The following is a 26,014-nucleotide window of genomic DNA, read 5'->3' on the forward strand; positions in this document are numbered from 1 at the left end:
GAGCAAAGATCGACGTTTAACGATGTACCTGCCTGCAAGCCTGATCCGGTAACCAAGTTCGTGACCTAAAGCAGCCACTCAGCGAAAGATCGGAAGAGCTGCCTGTTCAGTCCGCGAGCTTCAGCACTGGAGAGTAGTCTGTCATTGACATGAATGTGCTATCAACCTTGGCTACCAGCTTGCCACCCGCTTCGCTCTGCGTGACGACCTTGCGCCATTCTGGGTCTTGCGCGAACATCTTCCAGGACTCCTCTCGTGCGGCACGGCTGGGATAAGCCAGCACGTAGATCACGCGTCCATCAGGAGCAGTCGCCGTCGGTTGCTCGTTCCAATACGCGACGTTGCGCATGCCGTGTTTGGTGAAGAGCCTAACGGTGTTGTTGCGAAACCGAGCATTCAGCGCCGCGAGTTTACCAGGAGCGGGGTAGTAAATGCGCAGTTCGTACGTTGCCTGTCGCTGATCGAGCATGGCCTCGCGCGCAGTCGCGCCGGAGGCGATCGCCATGAGCGTCATGCAGGCAAAAACAGATAATCGCATCAGCTCGCTCCGATAGGGGATGGTATAATTTCGACGGCAGTGCCGTTCGCGCGCTTAGAAGCCGACGGTCGGCGCTGTCAAAGCAAGTGCGCAGATCATCACCGGGGCGGGTATCACCACGACATGCTCCGTCCGGCAGCCACTCGACGCGGCGCGACTACCGCTTGTGCCCCCCCGGATCGCGGGCATGATCGTCGCCGTTCGGTGTTGCGCCGGGTCGAACGGCCGGCCTTGCCTCCCCCGTGCCAGCGGGCGCACCGTTCCACACTGCCGTTCATCGGAGCCGTTCGGGCGTTTGCAACGTTTGCTGGTCTTGAAGAGACGAGGAGGAGCGGAGATGGACACGACGGGCATGTCGCGACGGCGTTTCATCGAAATGGGACGCGATGCCGCAACCGTCAGCCTCGCCTCCGTAGCCGTTTCAACTCCGCTGCTGGCACAACCTGGCGGACGCCCGAGCGCGCGTGGTCGGCCGATGCCCGACGATGTCAGCCTGCCGTCTTCTCCGGCAAGTGCGCGGCGGCCCGACAGCGTCGGCTACGCGATCGTCGGATTGGGCAGCTATGCGCTCAAGCAGATGATGCCGCGATTCCCGCGTTCCGCGCGGTCGCACATCGCGGCGCTGGTGTCGGGCAACCCCGACAAGCTGCGCCGCGTCGGCGACGCTTACGGCGTCCCGGCAGATGCCCGCTATTCATACGAGCAATGGGATCGCATCGGCGCCGACCGGCGCATCGACGCGGTGTACATCGCGCTGCCGAGTGGTCTCCACGCCGAATACGCCGTTCGCGCCTTCGCGGCGGGCAAGCACGTCCTGTGCGAGAAGCCGATGGCGCTTACGAGTGCTGACTGCGATCGGATGATTGCCGCCGGACGCCGGGCCGACCGGCGACTGATGGTCGCCTATCGCGTGCACTTCGAGCCGCACAACATGGAAGCGATGGCACTGATGCGGCGCCGAGCCGTGGGCGACATCCGCTTTATCCGGACCGAGCAGCTGTCGCGTACCGACCCATCATCGACGGCAGACAGGAACTGGCGGCTTGACCGCTCACTGGCTGGCGGGGGACCGCTGGAGGACTACGGGATATACGGTTTGCAGGCTGCGCTCTATCTCACGAATGAAATGCCTGAAACCATCACCGCCTCGACCTTCCGCCCTGCAAACGACCGGCGTTTCGAGCAGGTATTTGCCTCGGTCGCGTCGCAGCTGCGCTTTCCCTCGGGCGCGATGGCGCAGCTGATGACGTCGTACGACTCCAGCGGTTCGAACATCGCGCACGTCCGCGGCAGCACCGGCACGCTGCTCATGGATCCGGCGACTGGCTATGACGGGCACAGAATGCGGATCGAGGGTCGCGAGCCCCGCGATATCTCCCTCGGTGATCCAACGGTGCAGTTCGCGCGGCAGCTCGACAACTTCTCGGATGCGGTTCGCGAGGGCACGGCCATCCGGACGCCCGGCGAAATGGGTCGGCGCGACATCCGGCTGATTGAGGCCATCTATGCCGCGGCGGAAACCGGACGCGCCGTTCGATTGAGCCCTGACGCGCAGATGCTGCGCTAGGCCGCCGGGCTGCCACCTGCATGGCGCGGCTCATGGCCGTGTCCAGCCCGTCAGCGGTAACCGGCCAGCGAGAACCGTGCCGGAGAGACACTTGCAACGACGATCCGGGCGGCATTGGTCCGGACAGGCGAGACAGGCGACCTGCGAACCATTGCTGCCGATCATCGACGGACCAAACGCTCTGGTGTCCCAGCCGATGCGTGGCTAGCCTGAACCTCCAGATGGGGGTGGCGGCGATGACAATGTCCTTGATCGTGTCGACGATGGCGCAGACGGCACCTGCATCGCAGGCGTTTGATCCGGTAGCGGCGACCAACGCCTATCTCGCCAGCGTAAGCGGCGCGGCGCGGGCACGCTCGGACGCCTATTTCGAGGGCGGATACTGGCTGATCCTGTGGAATGCGCTGGCCGGGATTGGGGTGGCCTGGGTCTTGCTGCAGCTGGGCGTGGTGGCTCGCCTGTCGGCAAAGGCGAGTGCATGGGCACGTGGGCGTAAGGCCGGGCGTGCCTTTCTGTTCGCGGCCTTCTATCTCGTCGTGACCAGCATCGTGACGCTGCCTTGGTCAATCTATGTCGGCTGGTTACGCGAACAACAGTACGGCATGTCGAACCAGGCGCTGCCGGCGTGGCTGGCCGAGTGGTTCACCGGCACCGCCGTCGGCACGATCCTGGGCGGGCTGGCGCTGCTCGCGCTGTTGACCCTGTATCGCAAGCTGCCGCGCAGCTGGTGGGCTTGGGGGACGCTGGCGAGCGGGGTCTTCCTGCTCGTCGGGCTGCTGATCGGCCCGGTTTTCCTAGAGCCGTTGTTCAACCGCTACACGCCGATGCCAGTCTCGTCTCTACGCACGCAGATCCTGCAGATGGCGCAGGCGAACGGCGTGCCGACCGACAATGTGCTGGTGGTCGACGCCTCGCGTCAGACCAAGCGGATCTCCGCCAACGTCGCCGGGGTCGGACCGACGGTGCGGGTGGCGCTAAACGACAATCTGCTGAACCGCACCTCGCCGGCGGAGGTGCGGGCGGTGATGGGACATGAGCTGGGCCATTACGTGCTGGGCCATACCGTATCGCTGCTGATCGGCTTCACCCTGATCGCCGGGCTGTTCCTGCTGGTTCTGGACCGCGCGACGCCGTGGCTGGTGCGGCGCCATGGCGTGAGGTGGGGCATCGGGGAGCGGGATGATCCGGCGATCCTGGCACCGGCGACGATCGTGGCGAGCGTATTGGCGGTCCTGCTGACTCCCGTGACCAACAGCCTGATCCGCTTCCACGAAACGCAGGCAGACTACTTCGGGATCAACACGTCGCGGGCACCGGACGGCTGGGCAAGGGTGGCGCTGAAGCTGGGCGAGTACCGCAAGCTGGAGCCCGGCGCGCTAGAGGAGATCGTGTTCTTCGATCACCCGTCGGGCCGAACGCGCATCCTGATGGGCATGCGGTGGAAGGCGCATCATCATGGCGAGACCGATGTGCAGTAAGGGCGCCATGCGGCCGCCGATAGTTGGCGGGAGGGTAAGACATGACGGGCGGTGGTGATCTGCGCGGCCTCGTCTGCAATGGGGCTGGCAGAGCAGGGTGTCGAGCTCGCCCTCACCATATAGCGTCGTCCACCAGCTGCGTGCCTTGATGAGCAGGTGAGTTAGCATGGCACTGGCAATCGGCGTCATGCCTGTACCAGCCGCAGCACTTCCCCGAGCGGGTCAGCCGTACCTCGGCGGTGAGGGTAATGGTCGCAGGCGTGTCGGCGTCGGTTTGAGCGGGAGCGCTGCTGCGAGCGCAGCAGTGGCGCACTCAATCTCGATCCGGCTCTCCTGGCTCCGCACGGTAGTGAAGAGCGCCTGGACGGCACGCTTGAGACCGGAAACAGCGCCGAGTTCGGTTGCGCGTGCCAGCACGGCGGCATCGGCGTTAGGGAGCAGGTCGAGGCCTGCTGTTGCCGCCGGTGTGAGTGGGTCGGCAAGCTGCTGCGCGGAGCTAGAGCGCCGCTGTTCATTCGAGCGACGTACTCCACGCCTGGTTGTAGGTTGTTTACCGGAAGTGACGTGCTCCCCTGAAACTCTGCCAGTTTGAGCTAGAGTCCGCCTTCGTGAGGAGACGGACGTGAAGAAGACCAGGTTCAGCGAGGAGCAGATCATCGCGGTGCTGCGCGAGCAGGAAGGTGGGATGAAGACCGCCGATGTGTGTCGCAAGCACGGGATCAGCAGCGCGACGCTGTACGCGTGGAAGGCCAAGTATGGCGGCATGGACGTGTCGCAGGCGCGCAAGCTGAAGGTGCTCGAGGAGGAGAACGGCCGGCTCAAACGGCTGCTGGCCGACGCCATGCTCGACAATGCCGTGCTGAAGGAAGTCGCGGCAAAAAACTGGTAAAGCCCGCCGCTCAACGGAAGGCTGTCGAGCATGCTCGGCAGTTGTTCGGCATCAGCGAGCGTCGGGCGTGTACCATCTTCAGCGTGGACAGGACGTCGGTGCGCTACGCGCCCCGGCGTAGTGATGATGGCGACCTTCGGTCGCGGCTGCGCGAGATCGCGGCGGAACGTCGGCGCTTCGGCTACCGGCGGCTGGGGATCATGCTGGCTCGCGAGGGTCTGGTCATGAACCACAAGAAGCTGCTGCGGCTTTACCGCGAGGAGAACCTGCGGGTCAGGCGTCGGCGTGGCCGCAAGCGAGCGATAGGCACCCGAGCACCCATGACGCTGCCACAGGGACCGAACCAGCGCTGGAGCCTCGACTTCGTCAGCGACACGCTGATCAGCGGCCGGCGCATCCGTATCCTGGCGGTGGTCGACGACTTCACGCGCGAGTGCCTCGCGCTGGTGGCGGACACCTCGCTGTCAGGCGCGCGTGTCGCTCGTGAGCTCGACGCCATCATCGCGCTCAGGGGCGTACCGCCGCTGATGATTGTCAGCGATAACGGCACCGAGCTGACCAGCCTGGCGATCCTGAGATGGACGCAGGAACGGCCTCTCGAGTGGCACTACATCGCGCCGGGCAAGCCGCAGCAGAACGGCTACGTCGAGAGCTTCAACGGTCGTCTGCGCGACGAATGCCTCAACGAGACGCTGTTCGTATCGCTCGGCCATGCCCGCTCGGTGCTGCGGCTCTGGCGCGACGACTACAACCATGTGCGGCCGCATAGTGGTGTTGGCGGGCTGACGCCCGCCGATGCTGCCAGGCGGGTTGTGCAACACCGCCCCGAGGGGCACCATACCAACCCCGGACTCCAGTTATGACTGGTAGGGCTTTGGGGAGCACGTCAGGGCCTGCCTTACTGCGTGCGGCACGTGGACATGTTGGCCACGGAGAAGGATCCGGCTTGGCTCGAAGTCAATCCGGGCGACTTCCTGCCCGCGATCCAGGACGGAGACGTCACCATGGTCGAGTCCGTGGCGATCATGGAATATCTGATGGGTCGCTACGGGCCGACGCCGCTGCACCCCTTTCCCAACGACCCTGCCTTTCCGACCTATCAGCAGTTCTCCACATGGGCGAAGCTGGCCTGGCGACGTTAATCATGGTTCCGCTGGTGAGCGGCTTCATCGTGCCACAGGCGGAACGGGGTAACTGGGGGGCGCGAGTGCGTTGAGCGACGGCTGCTGCTCGTGAGGCGGCAACTCGCTGGCGCGCTCTACATGGTCGGGGACAGGTTCACGGCCGCCGACATTTCGGTGACCTATGCGCTGAACCTTGGCGCCAACCACGCCGGGTTCGTCCTCAGCGACGCCGAACAGGCCTACCTCGCCCGCACCACGGGCCGCGATGCCTACAAGCGCGCCTTCGACCACTCCCATGAGGGCGTGGCAGCCTAGACTGGTGACCAATCCAGGCCGTCTGCGCCGTCTCGGGTTGCACCATCCGCGTCGTTTTGACGAACGGCACACTTAGGTGAACAGATGTCCGAGTCCGGCAGGCGCCCGGCATCGCTCAATGACCGCCTCTGGGTCCTCGCGACCTCAAATGCTGATCCGGCAGCTGCCTCATCAGACGTGACCTTGATCGTTCGATCGCACGGCCGTCACGTTCATCATGTCGTGGAGGAGGTCGCCGGTCGCGCCGCTTGCCTCCCAAGCGTAGATCGAGAGCGATAGCGGCACCTCGGGTCCGAACATCGTGCTGACGCTGACGGCGTGCGCTCCAGTTGTGCTGACCGGCAACACCGCGAGCCCGAGCCCCGCCTCGACTGCCGACAGGACGCTGCCGAGGCTGCTGCCAGTAAAGGCGATGTACCATCGGCGACGTTCGCGCTCCATGCGGGCGATCATTACGTCACGATACAACCCGCCCGGCGGGAACGTCACGAGCGGGACGGGGTCTCGCAGGACTTCGCTCCCGGCTGGTCCGAACCAGGCCAGCGGCTCGGGAAAACTGTTCCGGGCATCACCGTCTGTCACCGCCTCCTTGACGATGGCGATGTCAAATTCCCCGGCACGGAACCGCTTCTTCAAATCACGGCTGAGGCCGGTCGTGACGTCTAGTCGGATTTCACGATGTCGCGCGGCGAACCGCGCGAAGCACTGGCTCATCGCCGATGTCACGACATCGTCAGGTACGCCGATGCGGATCGTGCTCGTGCCCCAAGGGTCGGCCAGCAGGGCCTGCGCCTCGTCCTGCAGCGACAGCAGCCTGCGAGCATAGCCGAGCAGGCGCTCGCCCGACGCTGTCGTCGCGATCGGTCGTGACGATCGGTCGATCAGCGATTGACCCAGCCCAGCCTCCAGTCGGCCGAGATGCTGGCTGACGGTCGACTGGGTGGAATTGAGCCGCTTCGCGGCACGCGTGAAGCTCGCAGTGTCGGCGATCGCGACAAACGTGCGGAGCAGCCTGGGATCGAGCATCTAACATTCCGATTCTGGATGATGTTCATCGAGATATATCATTCGCAAATACCTGCAGCGACAGTCATCTAGGGTTTCCACGATCTCGAGGTTCCCCGTGTTTGCTCCTGCCCGACGCCTTTTTCGCAACGTGCGATGCCGAGACGGCAGGACGCGGGATCTGGCGGTCCTTGAGGGTCGTTTCGTCGACCCCGGCGAACTCGGCGACGATGCCGAGATCATCGAGCTGGGCGGCCTGCTAGCGCTCCCCGCCCTCGTCGAGGGGCATATCCATCTCGACAAGAGCTTCGTGGGCGATGTCTGGCGACCCCATCACCCCGCGGACAGCCTTCCCGAGCGATTGGCCATCGAGAAGCGGCTGCTGGCGGAGGCATTGCCGGTGCGAGCACGAGCGGATGCCCTGCTTGCGCAGGCGCATCGCCTTGCCACCGTCGCGATGCGCAGCCACGTCGACATTGATGCCTCGCTGGGTCTCGACCACTTCCACGCCGTCATGGCCGCCTGCGAGCCGTGGCGCGGCCGGGTGGACGTCGAGCTCGTCGCCTTCCCTCAAGCCGGCATTCTCGCCTCGCCCGGCACCGCCGATCTTATGGATGCCGCAATCCGGGAAGGGGCCAACGTGGTGGGCGGTCTCGACCCCTCGGCGTTCGATGGCGACGCCGACGCTCACCTTGACGTCGTCTTCGGCACGGCCGAGCGACACGGCGTTGGCATCGACATCCATCTTCACGAACCCGGACCGCAGGGGATCGAGCAACTCCGTCGCATCGCGTCCCGCGCCGCCGGTACGTCGATGCAGGGAAAGGTCGTGGTCAGCCACGCCTATGCGCTGGGCGACGTCGACCACAACGAGGCGCGTCGCACCGCCGATGTTCTGGCGGAGGCGGGTGTCGCCATCATGACCAACGCCCCCGGCAACCGAGCCTTCCCGCCGGTCAGGCTGCTGCGCGAGGCAGGCGTGCGGGTGTTCGCCGGCAACGACAACATCCGCGACGCCTGGTGGCCCTACGGCGATGCCGACATGCTCGGCCGCGCGATGATGATCGGCTACCGGTCGGGCTTTTTCACCGACGACGATCTCGCGATCGCGCTCGCCATGGCGACGACGGATGCCGCGGCCGTGCTCGGCCTCGAGCGTTATGGCATGGAGCCCGGTGACGATGCGACCTTCGTCATCGTCGATGCGGACAATGCCTCAGCCGCCGTCGCCGCGCCACCCCGCGAGCGACACCTCGTTCAGCGTGGTGAGATCGTCGCGGCGCCCGCATCCCGATTGCAAACCACTCTCTCCTCCTTCGACACGTCAGGACATCGCCCATGAAGACCATCGCGCTCGCCCTTGCATTGTCCGTCGGCACCATCGCCACGCCCGCCATGGCGGCCGACATCTCGACCCACGTCCTCGATCTCGCGCGGGGCGTTGGCGGCAAGGGCGTGCCCGTGACGCTCTCGAAGCGCAGCGCCGACGGGAACTGGCGGACGGTCGCGTCGGCCACCACGGACGGCGACGGTCGCGTTCGCGTCTTCGGAAACGCCAACTCGTTCGATACAGGCATCTACCGGCTTCAGTTCGACATGTCGGGCTATCCCGACGCATCGGCGTCACCGTTCTTCCCCGAGATCACGCTGACGTTCCGCGTCGCGGACAAGGCGGGTCACTATCATGTACCGGTGGTCGTCAGCCCCTTCGGCTATTCGACCTATCGAGGAAACTGAGCATGGCCCCCGTCACTCTTCCCATCACGCTGGCCTCCGCCGCCGCGCTGGGCGCCATCAACCTGTGGCTCGCCCAGCGGATCGTCCGCATGCGGTTGCGGGACGAGGTGCTGATCGGCGACGGCGGCGACGATCTGCTCGCCGGGCGGATGCGGGCCCATGCCAATCTCGTCGAGTATGCGCCGTTCGTACTAGTGCTGCTGGCTCTGATCGAGCTTGCGCGGGGCGGCGGTGTGGTCCTGGCCACGACGGCGTCGTTGTTCGTGATCGCGCGGATCGCGCACCCAATGGGGATGGACCTGCGCCGTTCAAACCTGCCCCGGGCGGGCGGCGCGATCCTGACGTGGCTGGTCCTCGCGTTTCTCGTCGGCTGGGCCACGCTGATCGCGGCAGGCCTCGCGTGATCGACCGCCACTGCTCCCTGAAAAGTCACGTTACCATGCTGAGCATCCTCTCCCTCCTGCCGATAGCTGCGAGCGCCTCCATGTCGGCGGTACCGCTGGAACGCAGGACGGTATCGCTCGCGATGGCCGACAAGCTGGCAGGCGCGGCGATCGCCTCTTGCCGCGCCATCGGCCGGGAGGCGGTGGTCGCCGTCGTGGACCGTGGCGGCAACCTCGTCGCGCTCCAGCGGGGTGACGACGTCGGCCCCCACAACACGATCGCGGCGCAGCGCAAGGCGTTCACGGCACTGTCGACCAAGTCGAGCACGGCCGTGCTGGCGCAGCGGGCGTCGACCGATGCGACCTCCCGTAACCTCGTGACGATGCCGGAGCTGCTTCTGCTGGGCGGTGGGATGCCGCTGACCGTGGGCAGCGATGTGATCGGCGGCATCGGCGTCGCCGGATCGGGTGGCGCGGCCAACGATGAGCGCTGCGCGACGCAGGCGATCGCACAGGTTCTCGGATCAGGAGACGCGCCACGATGAGCGAGCTGCCGCACCATGGGCGCTATGACTATCTGCCAATCGTGGGACGTGACGACTATTCATGGCCCGGGGATCGTCGTATGGCGATCTATCTCGGGGTCAACCACGAAGTGTTCGCCTTCGGCGACGGCATGGGCGCCACCTTGGCCCCGGCCAAGACCAAACCGGACGTCATGAACTTCGCGTGGCGCGATTATGGCAATCGGGTCGGTGCGTGGCGATTCATGGAAATGTTCGACCGGCTCGAACTCACGACGACGGCGCTGGTCAACAGCGCCATCATCACGCACTGTCCGGGGCTCGCCCAAGCCTGCCGCGATCGAGGCGATGAGATCGCCGCGCACGGTCGTACCAACGCGCAGGCGCAGAGCGAGGACGAAGAGCGCGCAATGATCGCGCGAACGCTCGACGAGTTCGCGGCAATCGGCGTCCGTCCTCAGGGTTGGCTCGGCCCGTGGATATCGGAGAGCCGCCGGACACCGGACCTGCTGGAGGAGGCCGGCTTTGACTATGTGCTCGACTGGGCGAACGATGATCAGCCAACCCGGCTGAACACGCGCAGTGGCAAGGGGATCCTGTCGATCCCCTACTCGCAGGAGGTCAACGACATCCCGGCGATCATCGCCCGCCATCAGGAAGCGGCGACCTTCGCCGGCATGATCGAGGACACGGTCGAGCAGCTGCTGAGCGAGAGCGATCGTCGCCCGTCCGTGTTGGGGATCGCGCTCCATCCCTACATCATGGGACAGCCCCATCGGGCGCTGCATCTCGAACGGGTGCTAATGCGCCTGCGTGAAGCGAATGATCGTCGTATCTGGTGGACGACTGCCGGTGCGATCGCGGACCATGTCGCTGCAACAAGAGGTGCTGGAGCATGAGGATCGTCAAGCGGGCTTGCTGCACGGGCGTCATCATGATCACGGCCATCGGCACGGTCACGGCTGCTCCGATTGCGGCGTCCGACCTCGCCGACGGGATCGTCCGGCACGTTACGGTGGTCGACGTTGAACGTGGGCGTGACAAGGCCGATCAGGCCGTGGCGTGGCGCGACGGAACCATCGTCGCCGTCGGTGCCGATGCCGCGATCGCCCGGCGCTGGCAGACGGCGAAGGTCGTCGAGGGCAGAGGCCGCTACCTCATCCCGGGTCTGTGGGACATGCACGTTCACTTCGGTGGAGGGCCCGATCTCGTCCAAGAGAACGAGGCCCTGCTCCCGCTCTACGTCGCAAACGGCATCACCACGATCCGCGACTGCTCTGGCGACCTGCCGGAACAGGTGCTGGCGTGGCGCGACGCGATCGCGCGCGGCACCCTGTTCGGTCCCCGGCTGCTGACCTCGGGCGCCAAGCTGGAGGGCCTGAGGCCGATCTGGAAGGGTACGATCGAGGTCGGCACGAAGGCCGACGTCGACGCCGCCATTGCGCACGAGAAGCGGGTCGGCGTCGACTTCGTTAAGATTACCGACAGCACGCTGGATCCGGAGCTCTTTCTGTATGCGGTCTCCCGTGCCCGTGCCGCCGACCTGCGCGTGTCCGGCCACATTCCAATGCAGCTCACAGTCGGCCAGGCGGTCGACGCCGGCATCAGTTCGATCGAGCATCTCGACTATGCGTACAAGGCGGGCGTCAAGGACGAGGCGGCGATCGCCGCCGACTTCGCTGCGGGACGCATCGACAGGACAGAGGCCAATCGCAGGATCGACGTCGGCTTCGATCCAGCGACGGCGATGAGGGCGTACCGACGCCTGGCGGCCAGCAACGTCTTCGTCACGCCGACGCTCAACATTAGCGAGATTACCGCCCATCTCGACGAGAAGAGGCACGAGGACGACCCGTATCTCGCCTATATCGGGCCCGGTCTGCGCAGAACCTACGACTGGCGCGTGAAGCGCGCCGCCGGTGCAACGCCGGGTGAGATCGACCGCCGCCATGCCCGCTTCGATCGCGTCGCCGCGATCTTGCCGATGCTGCGCAGGGCCGGGGTGACGATCATGGCCGGCACCGATGCCGGCTTTCTCAACAGCTTCGACTATCCCGGCGTCGGTCTCCACGACGAGCTGGCGCTGTACGTCAAGTACGGCCTGACGCCGGCGCAGGCGTTGGCATCGGCGACACGCGCCGGTCCTGCGTGGTTCGGCGAATTGGGTCGCTATGGAGCCATCGCGCCAGGTAAGGCCGCGGACTTGGTGCTTCTCGACGGGAACCCGTTACGGTCGATCTCCGCCACGAGGCAAATCCAGACCGTAGTGCTGCGAGGGCGGATGTACGACCGCGCTGGGCTCGATGCCATGCTTTCCTCGACTCGTGCGAAGGTTGCAGGATGGAACAAAGCGGACCAAATACGGCGTCGGTAGCTCGATGGCGCGACCCACGACGCCGGAAAGTGCTGTCAAGCCAAGCGCAAAAGACGCCGGGGTGACCGGTTTCGAGTGCCTTGTAGTTCAGTAGCTACACTGGAAGGACTGTCAGTGCGACGAAACTTCTCGGCATGTTGCCCGCTCTCTGCCGTTTGAGTGCTGCAGGCTGAGTGAATGTATGAGTTGCTCGTCTGGACTGCCGCTGGCGCGATTGGTTCGATGACCCCTGGTTGCGAAATCTTATGCAGCGGCGGCGGCGCCGTCAGACTGTCTGCTTGACGCTACATCGATCGACCAAGCGAAAATGGTCGATCCGCGTCACTCTTTGCGACGGGGCGGGCGGACGAAAACAGTCGAGCAACAAACCTTCGAAGGCATCGTGCGCGGATGGCCTAGGGTCATGCCGCGATTTGAGTATCCGCCATCCGGTTGCCGTCATCGGCCGCCACACGTGTTTGCAAGCTGGAAAGGGATCTCAAGCATCGACGTGAACGAATGGCGGAAGTCGGGAGAGTGGCAGAGCGCTCTGAATGGCCGGGATTGTGAAGGAAATCGGGCGCCGGCAGGCGTACGATATCCTCCAAAGCATGAAGCCGCGGGCCACGGGCGTTGACCTATGGGGAAAGCGGTTTTCGGGTGGTTGGCCGGTCGGTGCGACGACGAGCAGGGTATCGTAGCGGGCTGCGACGCGGCACTTGGAAAGAACCTTGGCGATGGATGTCGGGCAAGACCGGCGATCTGGGCGAGCGTCGATGTAGTTGACGGTGTTGCCGGCGCGAGCGGCTTGAACGCCGGAAGCGCGGTAACCGCGTGGCGGGACTGGAACGGGCCATGCCGGGTCATGGCGTCGTGGTCCCGGTCGCGCTGGTGCCATGCGGCGGTGCGCGGGGTTGTCGCCAGCGTTCGAAGGTTTCGATGACGAGCATGTGGCCGCCGCAGCATGGGCATGGCGGACGGCTGTTATCCGCCTCGATCTGCGCGTCGGTGGTGGCGGGCGGCGCCACCCCGAGCAGCTGGCGGACATGGTCGAGACGGGCCTTGCGGGTGGCGCCGGCAAGCAGGCCGTAGTGACGGATGCGGTGGAAGCCCTTGGGCAGGACGTGGAGCAGGAAGCGACGGATGAACTCGCCGGCGGTGAGGGTCATGACCTGCTGCCGGTCGGCGCCGCCCCGGCGATAATCCTTGTAGCGGAACGTCACCCCCGCCTCGTCGAACCGGAGGAGGCGGCTGTTCGAGATGGCGACGCGGTGGGTGTAACGTGACAGGTAGGCCAGCACCGTCTCGGGGCCTGCGAACGGCGGCTTGGCGTAGACCACCCAGCGCTTCTTCCGGACCCGCGCCAGGTGGCGCAGGAAGGCACGGCGGTCGGCAAGGTGCGCCATGCTGCCGAAGAAGCCGAGCCGCCCGGCATCATGGAGTGCCATCAGCCGGGTCAGGAACAGCCGACGGAACAGCTTGCCGAGCACGCGCACCGGCAGCAGGAACGCGGGGCGTGACGACATCCAGCGTTGCCCGTCTGACGACAGTCCGCCGCCCGGCACGATCATGTGGATGTGCGGATGGTGGGTCATCGCCGAGCCCCAGGTGTGCAGGACCGCGGTGATGCCGATGCGGGCACCAAGATGCTTCGGGTCGGCGGCGATGGTGGTCATCGTCTCGGACGCCGCCTGGAACAGCAGGCCGTACGCCGCGGCCTTGTTCTGGAAGGCGATGTCGGCAACCTCGGCGGGCAGCGTGAACACGACGTGGAAGTAGCCCACCGGGAGCAGGTCGGCCTCGCGCTCGGCGAGCCAGGCGCGTGCCGCAGCGCCCTGGCACCGCGGGCAGTGCCGGTTGCGACAGCTGTTATAGGCGACCCGCCAGTGCCCGCAGTCGGTGCAGGCCTCGACGTGCCCGCCCATGATGGCGGTGCGGCAATGCTCGATTGCCGACATGACCTTCAACTGGTGCAGGCTCAGGTGTCCGGCATGGGCGGTCCGGTATGCAGGGCCTGCGGCGCGGAAGATGTCGGCGACCTCGATGGAGGTGCGCACGCCCGCTCAACCGGCAGGCGTCTTGCCCTCCATCAGCGCCATCAACCGGTCGAGCGGACCGGTGACCGCGCGGATCGTGCGTGTCGCCACCTTGGTGTAGAGCGCGGTGGTCTCCAGCTTGCTGTGCCCGAGCAGCACCTGGATCACGCGGATGTCGACGTCCTGTTCGAGCAGGTGCGTCGCGAAGCTGTGACGCAGCGTGTGCGGGCTGACGCGCTTGCGGATGCCGGCAGCGTCGGCGGCCTCGTGGACGGCACGGTGGAGCTGCCGGGTCGAGACGGGGTCGGTGTAGCTGCGACCGGGGAACAGCCAGCCATGGGGCAGCAGGACGCTGCGCCGCTTGCCCTCACGCCACCACAGCCGCAGCAGCTCGAGCAGCTGCGGCGACAGCATCGCGTTGCGGTCCTTGCGTCCCTTGCCCTCCTCGATGCGGATGAGCATGCGCTTGCTGTCGATGTCGTCGGCCTTGAGGTGTGCGACCTCCGACACCCGCAGACCGGCGCCATACGCCACGCCCAGCGCCGCCCGGTACTTGATGCCCGGTGCCGCCTCGAGCAGCTTGGCCACCTCGTCGACGCTGAGCACGTCGGGCAGCTTCCTGGGGCGAGGCGCCAGCACCAGCTTGCGTGACAGGTCCGGCCGGTCGAGCGTCACCGTGAACAGGAAGCGCAGCGCCGACACCGTGGTGCCGATGACGGACTCGCTGATGCCGTGCTCGCGCTGGCGGACCTGGAAGCGCCGGACGTCCTCGGCGGTCGCCGTATCGGGCGAACGGCCCAGGAACGCTGCGAAGGCACGGACGTGGCGGACATAGTCGTGCCGGGTTCGCGCACCCATCGAGCGCATCGCCATGTCGTCAAGCATCCGCTGGCGCAGCGGGGTAACGGGACGTTGGGTCGGTAGAGTTGCCATGACAGAGTTCCTCTCGTTGAAGGAACTCCATCGTCCGCCTCCGCTGCCGCGGGACCAAACCTCAGCGGATGCGCGCTACCTCACCGCTAACACCACTGCCGCGCAGCGGCTTCGTGCTTTGGGTCGTAACAACTAGTGGCGGTTACCGGGCGGGCCTCATGTCAGCCGAAGCGCACCATCCCGTCCAATCCTGCAACCTTGCCCGCAAGGCCGGGCACCTCCTCCAGCTGCCGCAGTTCGTCGAAGCGGCCACGCTCTTTGCGGTAGCAGACGATCTCAAAGCCGTGCCCCTTCAGCGCGGGGAGTGCGTCGATTTCGTCCGCGGTGGCGACGTTGACGTCGATGCTGTCGGCCGCGCTCACAGGTTCGCCTGCTCGTCGTGCGGCAAGTCGGCGTCCGGCGGGTAGTAGAGCGTCGCGCATTCCCCACGCAGGCAACCGCCCTCGATCGTTATGTCGTCGCGGTAGGCGTCAGCGATGAACGACAGCGTGTCGACGTGCCGTGCCTCAAAACACATTGGATGCACGTCGTCGCGCCCCGCGCCGTAAACCACGCGCCCTACCTTGGACCAGATCGAGGCCATGGTGCACATGCCGCACGGCTGGAGCGTCGAGTAGAGCGTCGCGCCGCGCAGTTCCATCTCGCTGGTGCCCTCACACGTCCGGCGGATCGCCATCATCTCCGCATGTGCGGTGGCGTCCGGTAATTCCTGGGTCTGGTTTGCGCTCAGCCACGATCTCGCGCCCGTTGAGCACGATCACGCAGCCTAGCGGGGAAGTCGACGGATCGGAGCCCCTGGATCGCGCGACCTCGATCGCGCGGCGCATCCAGTGCTCGTCCGTCGATGCAAAGGCGTTGCTCTCCATTTAGGCCTCGCTCACATCGTCGGCATGGAACTCGGCGAAGGCTTCGCGGACCTTGGCGGCCTTCGCGTCGTCCTCGATGTCGACCGATACGCTAACGGCTCCGTTCAGCGGTGCGTCGCTGCGCGGCTCGGGACTGGGCTCACCTGCCTCCGCGTCGGAGCCCGCCAGTTCCTCGCCTGCGCTGTTTTCGCTGCCGTCTGCGGCGACAAACATGTCCGTTCGCTCGACACCGTGCTCCTGCACCGGACGCTCAACCGTCATCTCGGCCTCGCGCCGCGTCTCGAAGGTGGCGGTCAGAGTCGTGCCCATGATCGTTCTCCCGTGCCGCCGACAGGGGCCGGCGTCGGGGGCATAACGATTGGCGAGGCACCGGATCCGCACATCGCGCGTTAGCCGTCGATGAAAACCGTTCGCTTGCCTGATGGCACCGATGTGCCCGCGCTGGGTCAGGGTACCTGGATGATGGCTGAAGACCCGCAGCGTCGGGGCGACGAGATCGCGGCCCTGCGTGCCGGGATCGACCTCGGCATGACGCTGATCGACACCGCAGAGATGTATGCGGATGGCGAGTCCGAGCGGCTGGTCGGCGAGGCAGTGGCTGGCCGTCGCGACGATGTCTTTCTGGTCAGCAAGGCCTATCCCCAGAACGCCTCCCGCAGTGGACTGCCGCATGCGTGCGAGGCGAGTCTGGAACGGCTCGGTACCGATCGGCTCGACCTGTATCTCCTCCATTGGCGCAGCAGGGTGCCACTCGGCGAGACGGTGGAGGCGATGGAGCGGCTGGTGGACGCCGGCAAGATCCTGCGCTGGGGCGTCAGCAATCTCGATACCGGCGACATGGAAGAACTCGTAGCGGCGGGCGGCAAGGCATGCGCAACCGACCAGATCCTCTACAACCTGACACGCCGCGGCCCCGAGCACGACCTGCTACCCTGGTTGGCGGCGCGGGGGATGCCGGTGATGGCGTATAGCCCGGTCGAACAGGGCCGGCTCGTCGCGGATGAAGGGCTGTGCTCTCTGGCGAGCGAGCTTGGCGTCAGGCCGACACAGGTGGCGCTCGCCTGGCTGCTGGCGCGCGATGGCGCGATCGCGATCCCCAAAGCCGGTACTGTCGAGCATGTACGGGAAAACCGCGCCGCCGCCGACCTCGCGCTGTCGCCAGAAATTACGGCCCGGCTCAACGCCATGTTTCCACTGCCGAGCGGTCGCGTGCCGCTTGCTATGCTGTAGATCCGCCGGCTGCTGTACGAACGTCTGGTGCCGGATGAAGGAGCGACGAGGCTGAACGACCGGAAGTAAATCCAATCAGCCTTAGCAGAGCGGCAGCAGACATGGTGCCTGTCTGTCCAACCGGAGCACCGGGAGGGCTAAGTCGAGGGTGGCCGCTGACGCTGACGCAAGCCACGGCTGACCAGCCGCCCATTTCCATGATCGCCTCCGCTCCCCATCTGATAAGGCATGCATGAAGAACTCAACCACCTCGGGCTGATCGACGAGGAGGATATCGCGTTGGACGAAGCCGCTCTATCGCTGGCGGCACTAGACCATCCCGGTACCGACCTCGCAGCCTACCAAGATCTGCTCGACATGATCGAGACGCGTTTGAAGGTGGTCGGTGGCGATGCCGGGACGCCGGCGGAGCGTGCTGGCGCCCTCGGCGGGGTCCTTGCCGGCGAATTCGGCTTCGCGGGTGACGCCGACACCTATGACGATCCCGCCAACGCCGATCTCCTCAGCGTCCTCGATCGCCGTCGTGGTCTGCCGGTCAGCCTTTCGATCATCTGGGTGGCAATCGCGCGGCGGCTCGGCTGGAGCGCCGACGTGCTCGACGTACCCGGCCACGTCCTCGTCCTGATCGGCGCCGAGGCGACACCGGTGATCGTCGACCCGTTCATGGGCGGTGTTCGCGTCGGAGCCGAGCGGCTGGCGGCGCTGGTCGAAGCGGTCACCGGGCTTGGGAAAGCCGAGACACACCTCGCGGCGATGCCGAACCGTGCTGTGCTCATCCGGCTCCTCCAGAACCAGGCATCGCGCGCCGAGCTGGCCGGGAGGGGGCGCCGCGCACTTGAGCTTTACGTCCGCATGACGACGATGGCGCCGGCCTACCCTCACGCGTGGTGGGAACGGGCCCGACTCGAACTCGTCGACCATGAGTTCGCTGCGGCGCGGGCCAGTCTGGGTGCGATGCTGGAGATCACGCGCGACCCGAGGCTGCGTCGGCGCGTGACAGAAACGCTCGACGCGCTGCCCGCGGCGTAAGGCGACGGGTGCGGGGATCAGGCAGGCGCTACCCCGTCGGCAGCGACGATGGCAGATGCCACCAGCGTGCCGACAAGCCGCACACGCTTCTCCACCAGATCAATCGGCGTGCGCTGGAGCTCCAGCTCGTAGCGGCCGCCAAGGTCGCGGCGAAGGTAGAAGGCTCCGCTGTCGCGGATCAGCGTTCCGGTTTCATCGATCCGCGTGCCAATCGCAGTCATTCCTGCCTCGTTGATTACTTGTCGCGCTCGGCGCGCTTGCGATCGGCTTTGCGGGCGCGGCTGACCGCAGCGGCGTGCTCGCGGGCACGGCGCTCCGACGGCTTCTCATAGTGGCGGCGGAGCTTCATCTCACGATAGACGCCCTCGCGCTGCAGCTTCTTCTTGAGCGCACGGAGAGCCTGGTCGACGTTGTTGTCGCGAACGATAATCTGCATGGCGTGTGATCTTCCAATGATGGAGATGCTGAGAACGATGGGTTGTTAAAGACTGATGCCTCGGCGAGCCATTTCCGCGAACGCTGTCTCCGCTAACGGTGTGTGTGGCTCGGCTTTGAAGATGTCGGCGATATCGAGCAGGTCCTCGTTCGCCAGCGACGTGATAGAGGCTTCGATTGTGGCCAGGCGCTGTATCGCCGCGTCGATCCGCTGGTCGAAGCGCCTTCTTCGTGTCTTGAGCATGACGCCTTAATAGCATCCGATACGCGACAGCGGCAGATGCAATCCTGGCCGTCAAGCAGGGTCTCGCCCCGCACTCGCCAGCAAGTAGCGTCGGTGCAAGGGGTGTCTCACCGAGCCTCAACTCGCAGGCACGCGATGCCAGCATTTTATTGAGATGAACGGACGACCGGGGTCGGGGAGTCGATAGCCTGCCTCTAACGGCCAGGACTCGATCAACCCGACGACAAGGCTGGTGCGTGAGCGATCCTGCGACTGTGGGATGTGTCCCGCAATCGAACAGGATCACCGATAAGCGGTGTGACACAATGCATCCGCGAGGCGGCAGAAGCCGTATGTATTGCCGTGTCCTTACAGGGCGACTCTGCGTCCCGGCGGCTCTAACCGCTTGTCGACCGGGACGCAGTTAATCCTCACCTCAAGGCACGCACGACAATGCAGAACTGGCAGCCGATCTCAACAGCACCCGAGCATGTAATGGTGCGCACACGCATCGGCGGCGGAAAGGGCCGCCTTCGCGAGCTGCGCCTGCTACGGCGGGGACAGCTGTGGTTCACGTCCGGACCGCGGCCTACCTTTGTACGCCTGACTCCTACCGAGTGGCGCGCCGACTAGGTGATAGTGCCCGGGCGACGTTACCCAGCGAGACCGGGCAGTACGCTCCCATCGGCTATGCCCAGAACGGCGGAACCGTCCCACGAAGCGTCACAGTTAGCGTCGTTGCCGCTGCTGCCATCTACACGCCGTCCGCTGATCGCGTCGCCGATGAGCCGCTCGAACTTCCCGTCCGCATACATCCCCGCCGTGTCGATCAGGGTCATGCCGAATCGATCCCGACGCGCAGCGCAGTGATCTCGTTCCTTCAGGCGGCGGGGTCCTCTGCCATCCAGGTTCCTTGGCCGAGCGCGGCAACCGTCGTGCCGTCGGGCAGAGCTACAGTCTTCATGGTGCTGCAACGCGCAGCTGAGCCGGGTCGTGGTCTGGGGGGCGATGTTCCCGATAGCGCAACGACCTGCGACGAGGCTTACGCAGGAGCGGGTACGGAAGGCAACGTGATGGCCGCAGACGAGACACTGATGCCGCTCGCAAACAGTGCAGGGCAGCGGTCGACGCGCTTTTCGCCCGCCTGCCTCTTACAGCGATGAACCTGGGCTACAGATTGTAGAAGGGCAACAGGTCTAGCGCAGGTTCCTGCACCGGCGCTGCTGCACCTCACCGCTGTGGGTAAAGCCTTTCAGAAGCAGCGTGCCATGTCACGTTGGACGTCCGCCGTCGCTGATCGACGCCGTAGAGATTGATGAGATCGGAGGTGGTTGCGGTACAATCAGGGAGATGAAAAGTGGATATGAAGGTTATGGATGGTCCGGCCGCGTACATGGTCCATGATCTGGGTCCGCGCCGGTTCGAAGGCGGCGGGCGGCTGCGGGATGAATGGACCCGGACGACGCTCGGCTGCGAGCTCCTGTCGATCCTCGCGGGGTACGGTCTCGATCAGCGCGACGCTTCGATCGGCGAAGGACCCAGCGGGCTGCAGGTGTGGACCGACCGAGGCTCCGTCCAGATCATCGATGACGAGCTCGGGTCATGCCGGGACGAGCTGGACATCGTCTTCTCGTCCGTTGCCGCCGGCGTGGCGCAGGAGCGGATGCTGCGTCTCGACCGCTGGCTGCCGGGCGAAGAGCTGCCGCAGTGGGCGGTGACCGCCAGTGACGTTCTCGCAAAGCGGGTTTGCGAGCACCACGTCTCGCCTGCCCGCATCTGGAACTCGGGCGTGAACATCGACGAGGACGGCTGGATCGATCGTCCGTCGTTCAGCACATGCGAGGCAGGCCGGCGCGCCAGCGATCCACGCAACGCTCTTCCCGACGATTGTGTCGTGCAACGCCACGGTACCGGCATGTACATGAGCTGGCATGAGGGCGAGCTGTTCTATTACGAGTACCTGCAAGGCGCTACGCTGCAGCTTCCCCTGTCGCTGTTGCCGGCGGCGGACCCTGGGGAACTCGTCGGCCAGACGCTCGGCTCGGTCTGCGAGGCGGACGGCGAACTTGCCCGCGCTCTGGCCCGTTACCCCATCGCGAAATTGCACATCCTGGCCCCGCATCCGCTGTCGCTCGAGAACGATCCGGTCACGCATGTCGATCTGACGCTCGGCGTGCCGATGCGGACGCTCGGCCCCGTCCCGGATCGTGCGCTGGAACGCGCGGGCATCGCTCTACCAGGGGAGGTCGACCGCGATCGGCCGCTTTGGGTGCTGACGCCGCCTGAGGCGCTCCTGCGCTACAAGCCGCGCCTTCCCCGGGCCGGCTGAAGGCTGCGGGGCAGGCAAGGTACAGGCGGCGTCGTCGGGGTTCTCGGACTGCCGCTGCATCCCCGCGTTGCCATAGCTAACCGCGTGATCGAGAGGCGTAGCCCTAAGCAATCGTGAGACGCTCCCGTCGTAGGAGCGGGCACAGGAACGATCACTCACCGACGCGCCGGATCGGAGGCTTCAGGTTCGTCGGCCGACCCTGCCTCGAAGCCTGGAAAGGCGTTGAAGACGTCGACGACGTCGGCGCACGGCGCGGCGGGGTGGACACTGCGCTGCTGCGCCTCGATGGAGCGGCGCACGGCCTGCTGCTTCCTCGTCCCGGGAAGCCGGCGACCAGCCTTGCGGGCGGCGGCGTTCTCCACCTCTCGCTCGTCGTGAAAGGCCCTGATCACCTTCAGCATGGCACGGTGAAGCTTCAACTCGAGCCCGGGTTCGCCCGCATAGCGGTCGAGCCGGTCGAGCATCTCGCGGCTGTCCTCCTCGCGGCTCGCGCGGCGCTCGCCCAGCCGCGCGCGACCCTCATCGTCGAGGCCGTTCTCGAACGCGATGTCGTGCTGCAGATAGGGTGAGATCGCGCGGGCGACCGCGTAGAGCGGACCCAGCGCGATTCCGGATGCCTGGCGTCCGATCTCGACCATGAGCCGGTACGCGACGACGGTGCGGACCTGATCACCGGCACGCTGAAGGTCGGCCTCGGCAAGCGCGAGCTCCTGCCTGGCTTGGGTCAGCTGCGCTTCCAGCCGGGCGACCTTGGCCGCTACCGCCTGGTGTCGGGCCGAGGCCGCCTGCATCGCGCCGCGCGCGGACGGGCGGTCACCCTTGTCGGGGTCCTGCAGCCTGACCGGAAGTGGCGGCTGGCCACCCTGAACCCAGGCGACCCACTGCTCGCCGTCGAGGGTCGCCGGCATGATCCCGCAGAGCAGATCGGTCACGAGATCACGCCGCGCGGGCGCATCGACCAGCGCTGCGATGCGGTCCATGTCCCATGGCTCGCGCCGGGCCGTCATCCCCAGTTCGGCGGCGAGATGCGCCATCACGCTGCTGGTGGCGGGGTCGATCCTGTCGGTCATCGTTCGGGCTCCCTGCATCGGCACATCATGTCACCGGACAGGAGTTAAGGGGGCCGACGGGTGCCCTACAGGGTAGCTAGATCTTCAGCGCTCGCGCAGGCGCGGATGTGCCCGCCTCCACGCATGACGTGCCCCTCGGGCACATGCGTGCTCGCGTGCACATGTACGCGAGGAGGAGGAAACAGGAGAGGGGACAGGTTTTTGTGCAAAGCTGCAAACAACGGCGAGAGCCGTCCTTTGCGCGGAGCCTGGCCGCCCGGACCAGGCTCGCCGAAGAAGAACGGGAACAGGCTGGGCCCACCTGGTGCACAGGCGGGGGGTCCTCCGGCGTAGCCTTCCGGAAGGCTGGGGCAGCGCGAGGGGTTTCCGCGAGATCTTTAGGTACCCACGACCGCGCCAGGATCATGCGCCATGCTGATGGCCGCCCCGATCCTGGATGCCTGCCATGCCCGTGCCTGCCGATGTGACCTGCATGACCGAAGCGCTGCGCCGGCGTATCGACTGGCAGGAGCGTGAGGCGCTGGTCGGCACGATCCGACCCGGTCGCCAGCGGGGAGGAGAGGGGGTGTCGAGCCGGAAGTCGCGCTGGCTCGGCACGATCAACCTGCAACGCCCAGCGCCCGGTGCGCGGCCGATGACGGCCGATGGGCGGACCGGCTTCCACACCCGGCTCTCGACCATCGGCAAGAGCGGCAGCGCAAGCGGATCGCGCAGCGACAGCGCGGGCAATCCGGCGGTCGGGCAGGAGCGCTACCTCACCGACAACTGGGCGCGCGAGTTGTCGCGGGCTGCCGGCGCCGAGCGCTATGTCGCCGACAGCGGCACCGGCGAGGATGCGGTCGGCGACCCGAACTCGCGGGTAGTCTTCATCCACTCCAACATCGCCGACGACGGTGCCGAACGTATCGCGTTCTGGGAGAGGGCATGGGCACTCGACCGCAGGGCCGGTGCACCACGCCTGCGGCTCAACCTGACCACGATGAGCGAGAAGGACTGGAACGCGCTGCTCGCCGATCCGCATGCTCCTTCGACGGTCAGGAGCGTGGCGGCATCGCTGCGGTCCGGCGGGCAATCGACAGATGGTCGACGCTTTGTCCGCAAGGGTGCCCGCTTCCTCGAGCTCGAACTCGGTGACGCGGATCTCGGCTGGGCACGGCAGATCGGTACGCGCTTCGGCAGCGACCCGGCGACGCGCGGCGTGCACTTCGTCGCCCCCCGGTTGGGACAGGTGCAAAAGCAGTTCGTCGCGGCGCTCCCAGCCGAACTGGATGCGGCCGCTCACCGGGACATCGTCACAGCCTTCTGCGCCGAACTCGACGCTTTGGGCATCCCCTTCACCGCGGCGCTTCACGCACCCGACGGGTACAACCACCACGCCAATCACCACCCTCATATCATCTTCTATCCGGCGGTCTGCGAGCGTGATGCCCATGGGCGGTTCGACCTTGCCTCGGGACGCAAGCTCAGGCCGGGGGAGCTGGCCGGCTGGACACGGGAGAGACGCGAGAACACCCATCACCGGGCTTGCGCCAGCGCGGATGCCACTGCTCTGCGGACACGCGTCGCCCAGATCTGCAACGTCCATCTCGAGCAAGCGCGTTCCCGGCGCCGGTATGATCCACGGAGGTACGAGGAGATGGGCCTGGCGGCAGCGCCGACCGTGCCGCTCGGCAAAGCGGCATCCGCTCTGGTGAAGGCTGGCATCGACGTGGCCATGGACCGCGACAATGCGCAGACCTACTGGTCCGCCCGCAAGCTCGACCAGGCGAACCGCGCCCGTGAGCGGCGGGACCATCACCTCGAACTCCTCGGCCGCTTCCGCACGACTCAGGCGAGCGGGGGCGACCGGCGGTCGGCGGCGCTGATCGAGGCACTCGCCAGCACGTTTCGGCGCATCGAGGAGGGCCGCGATGCGCTCGATGAATTGATGCTCCAGCAGGCGATGGCACGCTCGGCGGCAGAGCGGCTGGCCGACAATTGCGCGCGGCTGCTCGAGCATATCGATGCCGGGCGAGCCAGGGCAGCCGATGTTCGCGAGCGGGACCGGATCGCCGCCCGGCATCAGCTCGCGCTGGCGCACCTGCGCGAGATCGAGCGCGCCGTCGCGCCGTACCAAATGAGCGTGCAGCATTACGAGAAGGAGATCGAGCGATGGGAGGCAGAGGCCTCGAGCCTGCGCGGGCAGATCGCGCTGCAGCAGGCGTGGCATACCGGCTCGGTCCTGGCGCGGCAGCAGGCAGCGCGACCCTCGCCGGAGCAGCACTTCGACCAGCTCGTCGGCTACATCTACGAGCAGCAACGGACCGCCGGTGGCACCGCGCTGCATGTCCAGCTCTGGCGTGATGACGGGATCATTCGCATCCGGGGCCTCGGCGATCTGGACCTCGCCCTCATCGCCGACCCACGCTTTGCATCCCGCGCCCAGCGTGCCCTCTCCAGAGCAGCCGACACTCAGGCTTACGGTGTCGGCCGGCTTCTTCGCTTCGTTGAACGACATGGTCTGGAGGGGCTCGACGCCCGCCTTGGCGAGGAAGGTAGAGCAGCCGATGCGGTGCGGACGCTGGCCGAACGATACAGCTCCCACCCATTGTTCGTGCGCGGACGCTACGACGCCGAGGTGGCGTTCGCCAGCCGGGCAGGGTGGGGTGAGGAGGATCGAGCTGGGCAGCCAGGCGAGACGCAGGCGATTGGCTCCCCTGCGGCCGAACCACCCACTCCCGCCAGCGCGGTCGAGGCTGTCATTGGTCTTATCGCTGCTGGCTCGGCGACGGCCGGCGGCCCTCCGCTGGCCAACTGGACCGATCTCGACGATGATGCCGATGCCGTGCTCGGCGCTGCGGGCTTCTACCCGCGCCTGGATGGTGAGGACGACGGATCGCTCGGCTCGATCGCGCCGTCGCGCCACACCGATGCTGATCTAGGTCCACCGCCATCGCAGCCGGCTGCCGTGGAGGCGTCTGCCGAGTTCGAGCATGCCCAGCCGGAGTATGCCGATCCAGTGTATGTGACCCCGCCTGTGAGTGATCTGATGCCAATAGCCGATCCTCAAGACGAGGCTGTCGGTCGCCCAAGCTTGGAGCTGCCCGATGACGAGGCCGGTATGGTCTCCGCATTCTTGTCGAGCGAACGCCCGATGATCAACGACAGGCCAGAGTTCAGGGGGGCAGACGCCACGAGCAAGGATGATGGAGCAACGCCGGCTCCATCAGCGGCAGGCAAGGTCGAGAGACCTATCGAAAGCAAGCCGCTACGTGTTGGCGCCCCTGATGTGGCTTCGTCCGCTGGCAGAGAGTCCAACGGTGGCAAGACGGCAGAAGTCTCGAACGAGGCCGTGGCTGCACGGGAGGAAGAGAAACCTGCGCGCGATAATCGTCGGTCCGCACCCGCAACCGGGAAAAATGCTCGGACAAGGTCATCTACGGACGTCGCCCGCCGCGCCGCTGCTGCCCGGCGAGTGACGCCAGTCAGCATAAAACCAGCAACGACGTCGCACGCCGGCGGCGAGTGGGTCGCGGCATCACGTGCAGAGCCGGCGTCGAAGGGACCAGCAGCCACCCAGGCACAGGCTGCGCCCGGCAGTTCCAGTCTGCTGCAGGCGTTCAGGCGGAGCGAGGAGTACCTGACCCTGCCGCCTACAGATCGCCTGCGCCTGGAAGAGGCGGCCGGCATGCCGCTCCGCTACCTCGAAGCCGGACTGGCCACGGTCATCTGCGACGGCGAGCGCCTGCAGCTTGGCTTCAGCTCGGAAGCGGTCTGCGACAGCGTCCGCTCGCTGCGCGATCTGTCCGGTGGCTGGAACCTGCTGCGTGCGGTCGCTTATTCCTCGCCCGACGAAACCAGGCATGATCCTGCACATGGCTGGATCATGCTGGAGCGTCCGGAAGGCGGTGCGTCGGCTGCCGCCGATCTCGGTATGCATCGACGTGGTTCCCACGAGCGCTGATCCAATG

The 26,014-nt window shown here is 66.1% G+C and carries 26 protein-coding genes and 1 pseudogene; 15 read left to right on the forward strand and 12 right to left on the reverse strand.

Annotated features, from left to right (window positions below):
* Window positions 1-106: 106 nt before the first annotated feature.
* Window positions 107-538 carry an NIPSNAP family protein gene (locus tag ABC319_RS12540; RefSeq protein ID WP_413070549.1) on the reverse strand — a complete coding sequence of 144 codons (432 nt, stop codon included), beginning with the start codon at window positions 536-538 and terminating at the stop codon, window positions 107-109.
* 337 nt (window positions 539-875) lie between these two features.
* Between ABC319_RS12540 and ABC319_RS12545 the strand changes: the two genes are divergently transcribed.
* The 5 genes from ABC319_RS12545 to ABC319_RS12565 all read left to right on the forward strand — a co-directional run bounded on the left by ABC319_RS12545 (window position 876) and on the right by ABC319_RS12565 (window position 5,911).
* On the forward strand, window positions 876-2,105 hold the full coding sequence (locus ABC319_RS12545; protein WP_413070550.1) for a Gfo/Idh/MocA family protein: 1,230 nt from the start codon (window positions 876-878) through the stop codon (window positions 2,103-2,105).
* Between the two features lie 236 nt (window positions 2,106-2,341).
* Complete coding sequence (locus tag ABC319_RS12550) at window positions 2,342-3,583, forward strand: M48 family metalloprotease (protein ID WP_413070551.1); 1,242 nt, start codon at window positions 2,342-2,344, stop codon at window positions 3,581-3,583.
* A 622-nt stretch (window positions 3,584-4,205) separates the two neighbouring features.
* A protein-coding gene (locus tag ABC319_RS12555; protein ID WP_413068384.1) for an IS3 family transposase occupies window positions 4,206-5,335 on the forward strand; the annotation gives its coding sequence in 2 pieces (ribosomal slippage) (window positions 4,206-4,458 and window positions 4,458-5,335; 1,131 coding nt in all).
* A gap of 30 nt (window positions 5,336-5,365) precedes the next feature.
* Window positions 5,366-5,614, forward strand: coding sequence for a glutathione S-transferase family protein (locus ABC319_RS12560; RefSeq protein WP_413071690.1), 249 nt, complete (start codon window positions 5,366-5,368; stop codon window positions 5,612-5,614).
* Between the two features lie 90 nt (window positions 5,615-5,704).
* Complete coding sequence (locus ABC319_RS12565) at window positions 5,705-5,911, forward strand: glutathione S-transferase family protein (protein ID WP_413070552.1); 207 nt, start codon at window positions 5,705-5,707, stop codon at window positions 5,909-5,911.
* A gap of 171 nt (window positions 5,912-6,082) precedes the next feature.
* Here ABC319_RS12565 and ABC319_RS12570 read toward each other — a convergent pair whose 3' ends face one another.
* Complete coding sequence (locus tag ABC319_RS12570; protein WP_413070553.1) at window positions 6,083-6,937, reverse strand: LysR family transcriptional regulator; 855 nt, start codon at window positions 6,935-6,937, stop codon at window positions 6,083-6,085.
* A gap of 97 nt (window positions 6,938-7,034) precedes the next feature.
* Here ABC319_RS12570 and ABC319_RS12575 point away from each other — a divergent pair, with 97 nt between their 5' ends.
* From ABC319_RS12575 to ABC319_RS12600, 6 genes are all read left to right on the forward strand, one after another.
* Window positions 7,035-8,258 carry an amidohydrolase gene (locus ABC319_RS12575; protein WP_413070554.1) on the forward strand — a complete coding sequence of 408 codons (1,224 nt, stop codon included), beginning with the start codon at window positions 7,035-7,037 and terminating at the stop codon, window positions 8,256-8,258.
* A complete protein-coding gene (gene uraH, locus ABC319_RS12580; RefSeq protein ID WP_413070555.1) occupies window positions 8,255-8,653 on the forward strand; it encodes a hydroxyisourate hydrolase in 399 nt (132 codons plus the stop codon). The genes ABC319_RS12575 and uraH overlap by 4 nt, the downstream gene beginning before the upstream one ends.
* Window positions 8,654-8,655: 2 nt before the next feature.
* Complete coding sequence (locus ABC319_RS12585; RefSeq protein ID WP_413070556.1) at window positions 8,656-9,057, forward strand: MAPEG family protein; 402 nt, start codon at window positions 8,656-8,658, stop codon at window positions 9,055-9,057.
* 122 nt (window positions 9,058-9,179) lie between these two features.
* Window positions 9,180-9,581, forward strand: coding sequence for a GlcG/HbpS family heme-binding protein (locus tag ABC319_RS12590; RefSeq protein WP_413070557.1), 402 nt, complete (start codon window positions 9,180-9,182; stop codon window positions 9,579-9,581).
* Window positions 9,578-10,459, forward strand: a complete 882-nt coding sequence (locus tag ABC319_RS12595) for a polysaccharide deacetylase family protein (RefSeq protein ID WP_413070558.1) — start codon at window positions 9,578-9,580, stop codon at window positions 10,457-10,459. Before ABC319_RS12590 ends, ABC319_RS12595 begins: the two co-directional genes overlap by 4 nt.
* A 35-nt stretch (window positions 10,460-10,494) precedes the next feature.
* The gene (locus tag ABC319_RS12600) at window positions 10,495-11,934 is read left to right on the forward strand and encodes an amidohydrolase family protein (protein WP_413070559.1); all 1,440 of its coding nucleotides are present in this window, start codon (window positions 10,495-10,497) and stop codon (window positions 11,932-11,934) included.
* A gap of 842 nt (window positions 11,935-12,776) precedes the next feature.
* Here ABC319_RS12600 and ABC319_RS12605 read toward each other — a convergent pair.
* The 5 genes and pseudogenes from ABC319_RS12605 to ABC319_RS12625 form a co-directional block, all read right to left on the reverse strand.
* Window positions 12,777-13,970, reverse strand: coding sequence for an IS91 family transposase (locus ABC319_RS12605; RefSeq protein ID WP_413070518.1), 1,194 nt, complete (start codon window positions 13,968-13,970; stop codon window positions 12,777-12,779).
* A gap of 6 nt (window positions 13,971-13,976) precedes the next feature.
* The gene (locus ABC319_RS12610) at window positions 13,977-14,882 is read right to left on the reverse strand and encodes a tyrosine-type recombinase/integrase (protein ID WP_413070519.1); all 906 of its coding nucleotides are present in this window, start codon (window positions 14,880-14,882) and stop codon (window positions 13,977-13,979) included.
* Window positions 14,883-15,043: 161 nt separating this feature from the next.
* Window positions 15,044-15,244: a helix-hairpin-helix domain-containing protein gene (locus tag ABC319_RS12615; protein WP_413070560.1), complete on the reverse strand. Its 201-nt coding sequence runs from the start codon at window positions 15,242-15,244 to the stop codon at window positions 15,044-15,046.
* A pseudogene (locus tag ABC319_RS12620) lies at window positions 15,241-15,748 on the reverse strand (nucleoside deaminase). The gene ABC319_RS12615 and the pseudogene ABC319_RS12620 overlap by 4 nt, the downstream one beginning before the upstream one ends.
* A complete protein-coding gene (locus ABC319_RS12625) occupies window positions 15,749-16,057 on the reverse strand; it encodes a hypothetical protein (protein WP_413070561.1) in 309 nt (102 codons plus the stop codon).
* A gap of 90 nt (window positions 16,058-16,147) precedes the next feature.
* Here ABC319_RS12625 and ABC319_RS12630 point away from each other — a divergent pair, with 90 nt between their 5' ends.
* Together ABC319_RS12630 and ABC319_RS12635 are read left to right on the forward strand one after the other, a co-directional pair.
* Window positions 16,148-16,978 carry an aldo/keto reductase gene (locus ABC319_RS12630; RefSeq protein WP_413070562.1) on the forward strand — a complete coding sequence of 277 codons (831 nt, stop codon included), beginning with the start codon at window positions 16,148-16,150 and terminating at the stop codon, window positions 16,976-16,978.
* Between the two features lie 228 nt (window positions 16,979-17,206).
* Window positions 17,207-18,007: a SirB1 family protein gene (locus tag ABC319_RS12635; RefSeq protein ID WP_413070563.1), complete on the forward strand. Its 801-nt coding sequence runs from the start codon at window positions 17,207-17,209 to the stop codon at window positions 18,005-18,007.
* 17 nt (window positions 18,008-18,024) lie between these two features.
* Here ABC319_RS12635 and ABC319_RS12640 read toward each other — a convergent pair whose 3' ends face one another.
* The 4 genes from ABC319_RS12640 to ABC319_RS12655 form a co-directional block, all read right to left on the reverse strand.
* On the reverse strand, window positions 18,025-18,228 hold the full coding sequence (locus ABC319_RS12640; RefSeq protein ID WP_413070564.1) for a DUF5818 domain-containing protein: 204 nt from the start codon (window positions 18,226-18,228) through the stop codon (window positions 18,025-18,027).
* Window positions 18,229-18,242: 14 nt separating this feature from the next.
* Window positions 18,243-18,443 (reverse strand): 30S ribosomal protein S21, encoded by a 201-nt coding sequence (gene rpsU / locus ABC319_RS12645; protein ID WP_413070565.1) that lies wholly within the window; start codon window positions 18,441-18,443, stop codon window positions 18,243-18,245.
* Window positions 18,444-18,488: 45 nt separating this feature from the next.
* Window positions 18,489-18,686, reverse strand: coding sequence for a hypothetical protein (locus tag ABC319_RS12650; protein WP_413070566.1), 198 nt, complete (start codon window positions 18,684-18,686; stop codon window positions 18,489-18,491).
* Between the two features lie 632 nt (window positions 18,687-19,318).
* The gene (locus tag ABC319_RS12655) at window positions 19,319-19,504 is read right to left on the reverse strand and encodes a hypothetical protein (RefSeq protein ID WP_413070567.1); all 186 of its coding nucleotides are present in this window, start codon (window positions 19,502-19,504) and stop codon (window positions 19,319-19,321) included.
* A 554-nt stretch (window positions 19,505-20,058) separates the two neighbouring features.
* Between ABC319_RS12655 and ABC319_RS12660 the strand changes: the two genes are divergently transcribed.
* Window positions 20,059-20,994 (forward strand): hypothetical protein, encoded by a 936-nt coding sequence (locus ABC319_RS12660; RefSeq protein ID WP_413070568.1) that lies wholly within the window; start codon window positions 20,059-20,061, stop codon window positions 20,992-20,994.
* A 155-nt stretch (window positions 20,995-21,149) separates the two neighbouring features.
* Here the strand turns inward: ABC319_RS12660 and ABC319_RS12665 are convergent, their stop codons facing one another.
* Entirely contained in the window at window positions 21,150-22,064 is a 915-nt protein-coding gene (locus ABC319_RS12665) for a hypothetical protein (RefSeq protein WP_413070569.1), read from the reverse strand.
* 472 nt (window positions 22,065-22,536) lie between these two features.
* Here ABC319_RS12665 and ABC319_RS12670 point away from each other — a divergent pair, with 472 nt between their 5' ends.
* Window positions 22,537-26,007: a MobA/MobL family protein gene (locus tag ABC319_RS12670; protein ID WP_413070570.1), complete on the forward strand. Its 3,471-nt coding sequence runs from the start codon at window positions 22,537-22,539 to the stop codon at window positions 26,005-26,007.
* Window positions 26,008-26,014 lie beyond the last annotated feature (7 nt).

This window comes from Sphingomonas phoenicis (genome assembly GCF_047238005.1).
Classification (GTDB): Bacteria; Pseudomonadota; Alphaproteobacteria; order Sphingomonadales; family Sphingomonadaceae; genus Sphingomonas.

What these genes read in the sequence shown, in the direction of transcription:
- ABC319_RS12550 (WP_413070551.1), top strand. Translation starts at nt 2,342, where the DNA reads ATGACAATGTCCTTGATCGTGTCGACGATGGCGCAGACGGCACCTGCA.
- ABC319_RS12595 (WP_413070558.1), top strand. Translation starts at nt 9,578, where the DNA reads ATGAGCGAGCTGCCGCACCATGGGCGCTATGACTATCTGCCAATCGTG.
- ABC319_RS12650 (WP_413070566.1), bottom strand. Translation starts at nt 18,686, where the DNA reads ATGCTCAAGACACGAAGAAGGCGCTTCGACCAGCGGATCGACGCGGCG.
- ABC319_RS12665 (WP_413070569.1), bottom strand. Translation starts at nt 22,064, where the DNA reads ATGACCGACAGGATCGACCCCGCCACCAGCAGCGTGATGGCGCATCTC.
- ABC319_RS12660 (WP_413070568.1), top strand. Translation starts at nt 20,059, where the DNA reads ATGGTCCATGATCTGGGTCCGCGCCGGTTCGAAGGCGGCGGGCGGCTG.
- ABC319_RS12630 (WP_413070562.1), top strand. Translation starts at nt 16,148, where the DNA reads ATGAAAACCGTTCGCTTGCCTGATGGCACCGATGTGCCCGCGCTGGGT.
- ABC319_RS12655 (WP_413070567.1), bottom strand. Translation starts at nt 19,504, where the DNA reads ATGACCCTGATCGACACGGCGGGGATGTATGCGGACGGGAAGTTCGAG.
- ABC319_RS12670 (WP_413070570.1), top strand. Translation starts at nt 22,537, where the DNA reads ATGACCGAAGCGCTGCGCCGGCGTATCGACTGGCAGGAGCGTGAGGCG.
- ABC319_RS12570 (WP_413070553.1), bottom strand. Translation starts at nt 6,937, where the DNA reads ATGCTCGATCCCAGGCTGCTCCGCACGTTTGTCGCGATCGCCGACACT.
- ABC319_RS12625 (WP_413070561.1), bottom strand. Translation starts at nt 16,057, where the DNA reads ATGGGCACGACTCTGACCGCCACCTTCGAGACGCGGCGCGAGGCCGAG.
- ABC319_RS12610 (WP_413070519.1), bottom strand. Translation starts at nt 14,882, where the DNA reads ATGGCAACTCTACCGACCCAACGTCCCGTTACCCCGCTGCGCCAGCGG.
- uraH (WP_413070555.1), top strand. Translation starts at nt 8,255, where the DNA reads ATGAAGACCATCGCGCTCGCCCTTGCATTGTCCGTCGGCACCATCGCC.
- ABC319_RS12600 (WP_413070559.1), top strand. Translation starts at nt 10,495, where the DNA reads ATGATCACGGCCATCGGCACGGTCACGGCTGCTCCGATTGCGGCGTCC.
- ABC319_RS12545 (WP_413070550.1), top strand. Translation starts at nt 876, where the DNA reads ATGGACACGACGGGCATGTCGCGACGGCGTTTCATCGAAATGGGACGC.
- rpsU (WP_413070565.1), bottom strand. Translation starts at nt 18,443, where the DNA reads ATGCAGATTATCGTTCGCGACAACAACGTCGACCAGGCTCTCCGTGCG.
- ABC319_RS12540 (WP_413070549.1), bottom strand. Translation starts at nt 538, where the DNA reads ATGCGATTATCTGTTTTTGCCTGCATGACGCTCATGGCGATCGCCTCC.
- ABC319_RS12585 (WP_413070556.1), top strand. Translation starts at nt 8,656, where the DNA reads ATGGCCCCCGTCACTCTTCCCATCACGCTGGCCTCCGCCGCCGCGCTG.
- ABC319_RS12635 (WP_413070563.1), top strand. Translation starts at nt 17,207, where the DNA reads ATGCATGAAGAACTCAACCACCTCGGGCTGATCGACGAGGAGGATATC.
- ABC319_RS12640 (WP_413070564.1), bottom strand. Translation starts at nt 18,228, where the DNA reads ATGACTGCGATTGGCACGCGGATCGATGAAACCGGAACGCTGATCCGC.
- ABC319_RS12590 (WP_413070557.1), top strand. Translation starts at nt 9,180, where the DNA reads ATGGCCGACAAGCTGGCAGGCGCGGCGATCGCCTCTTGCCGCGCCATC.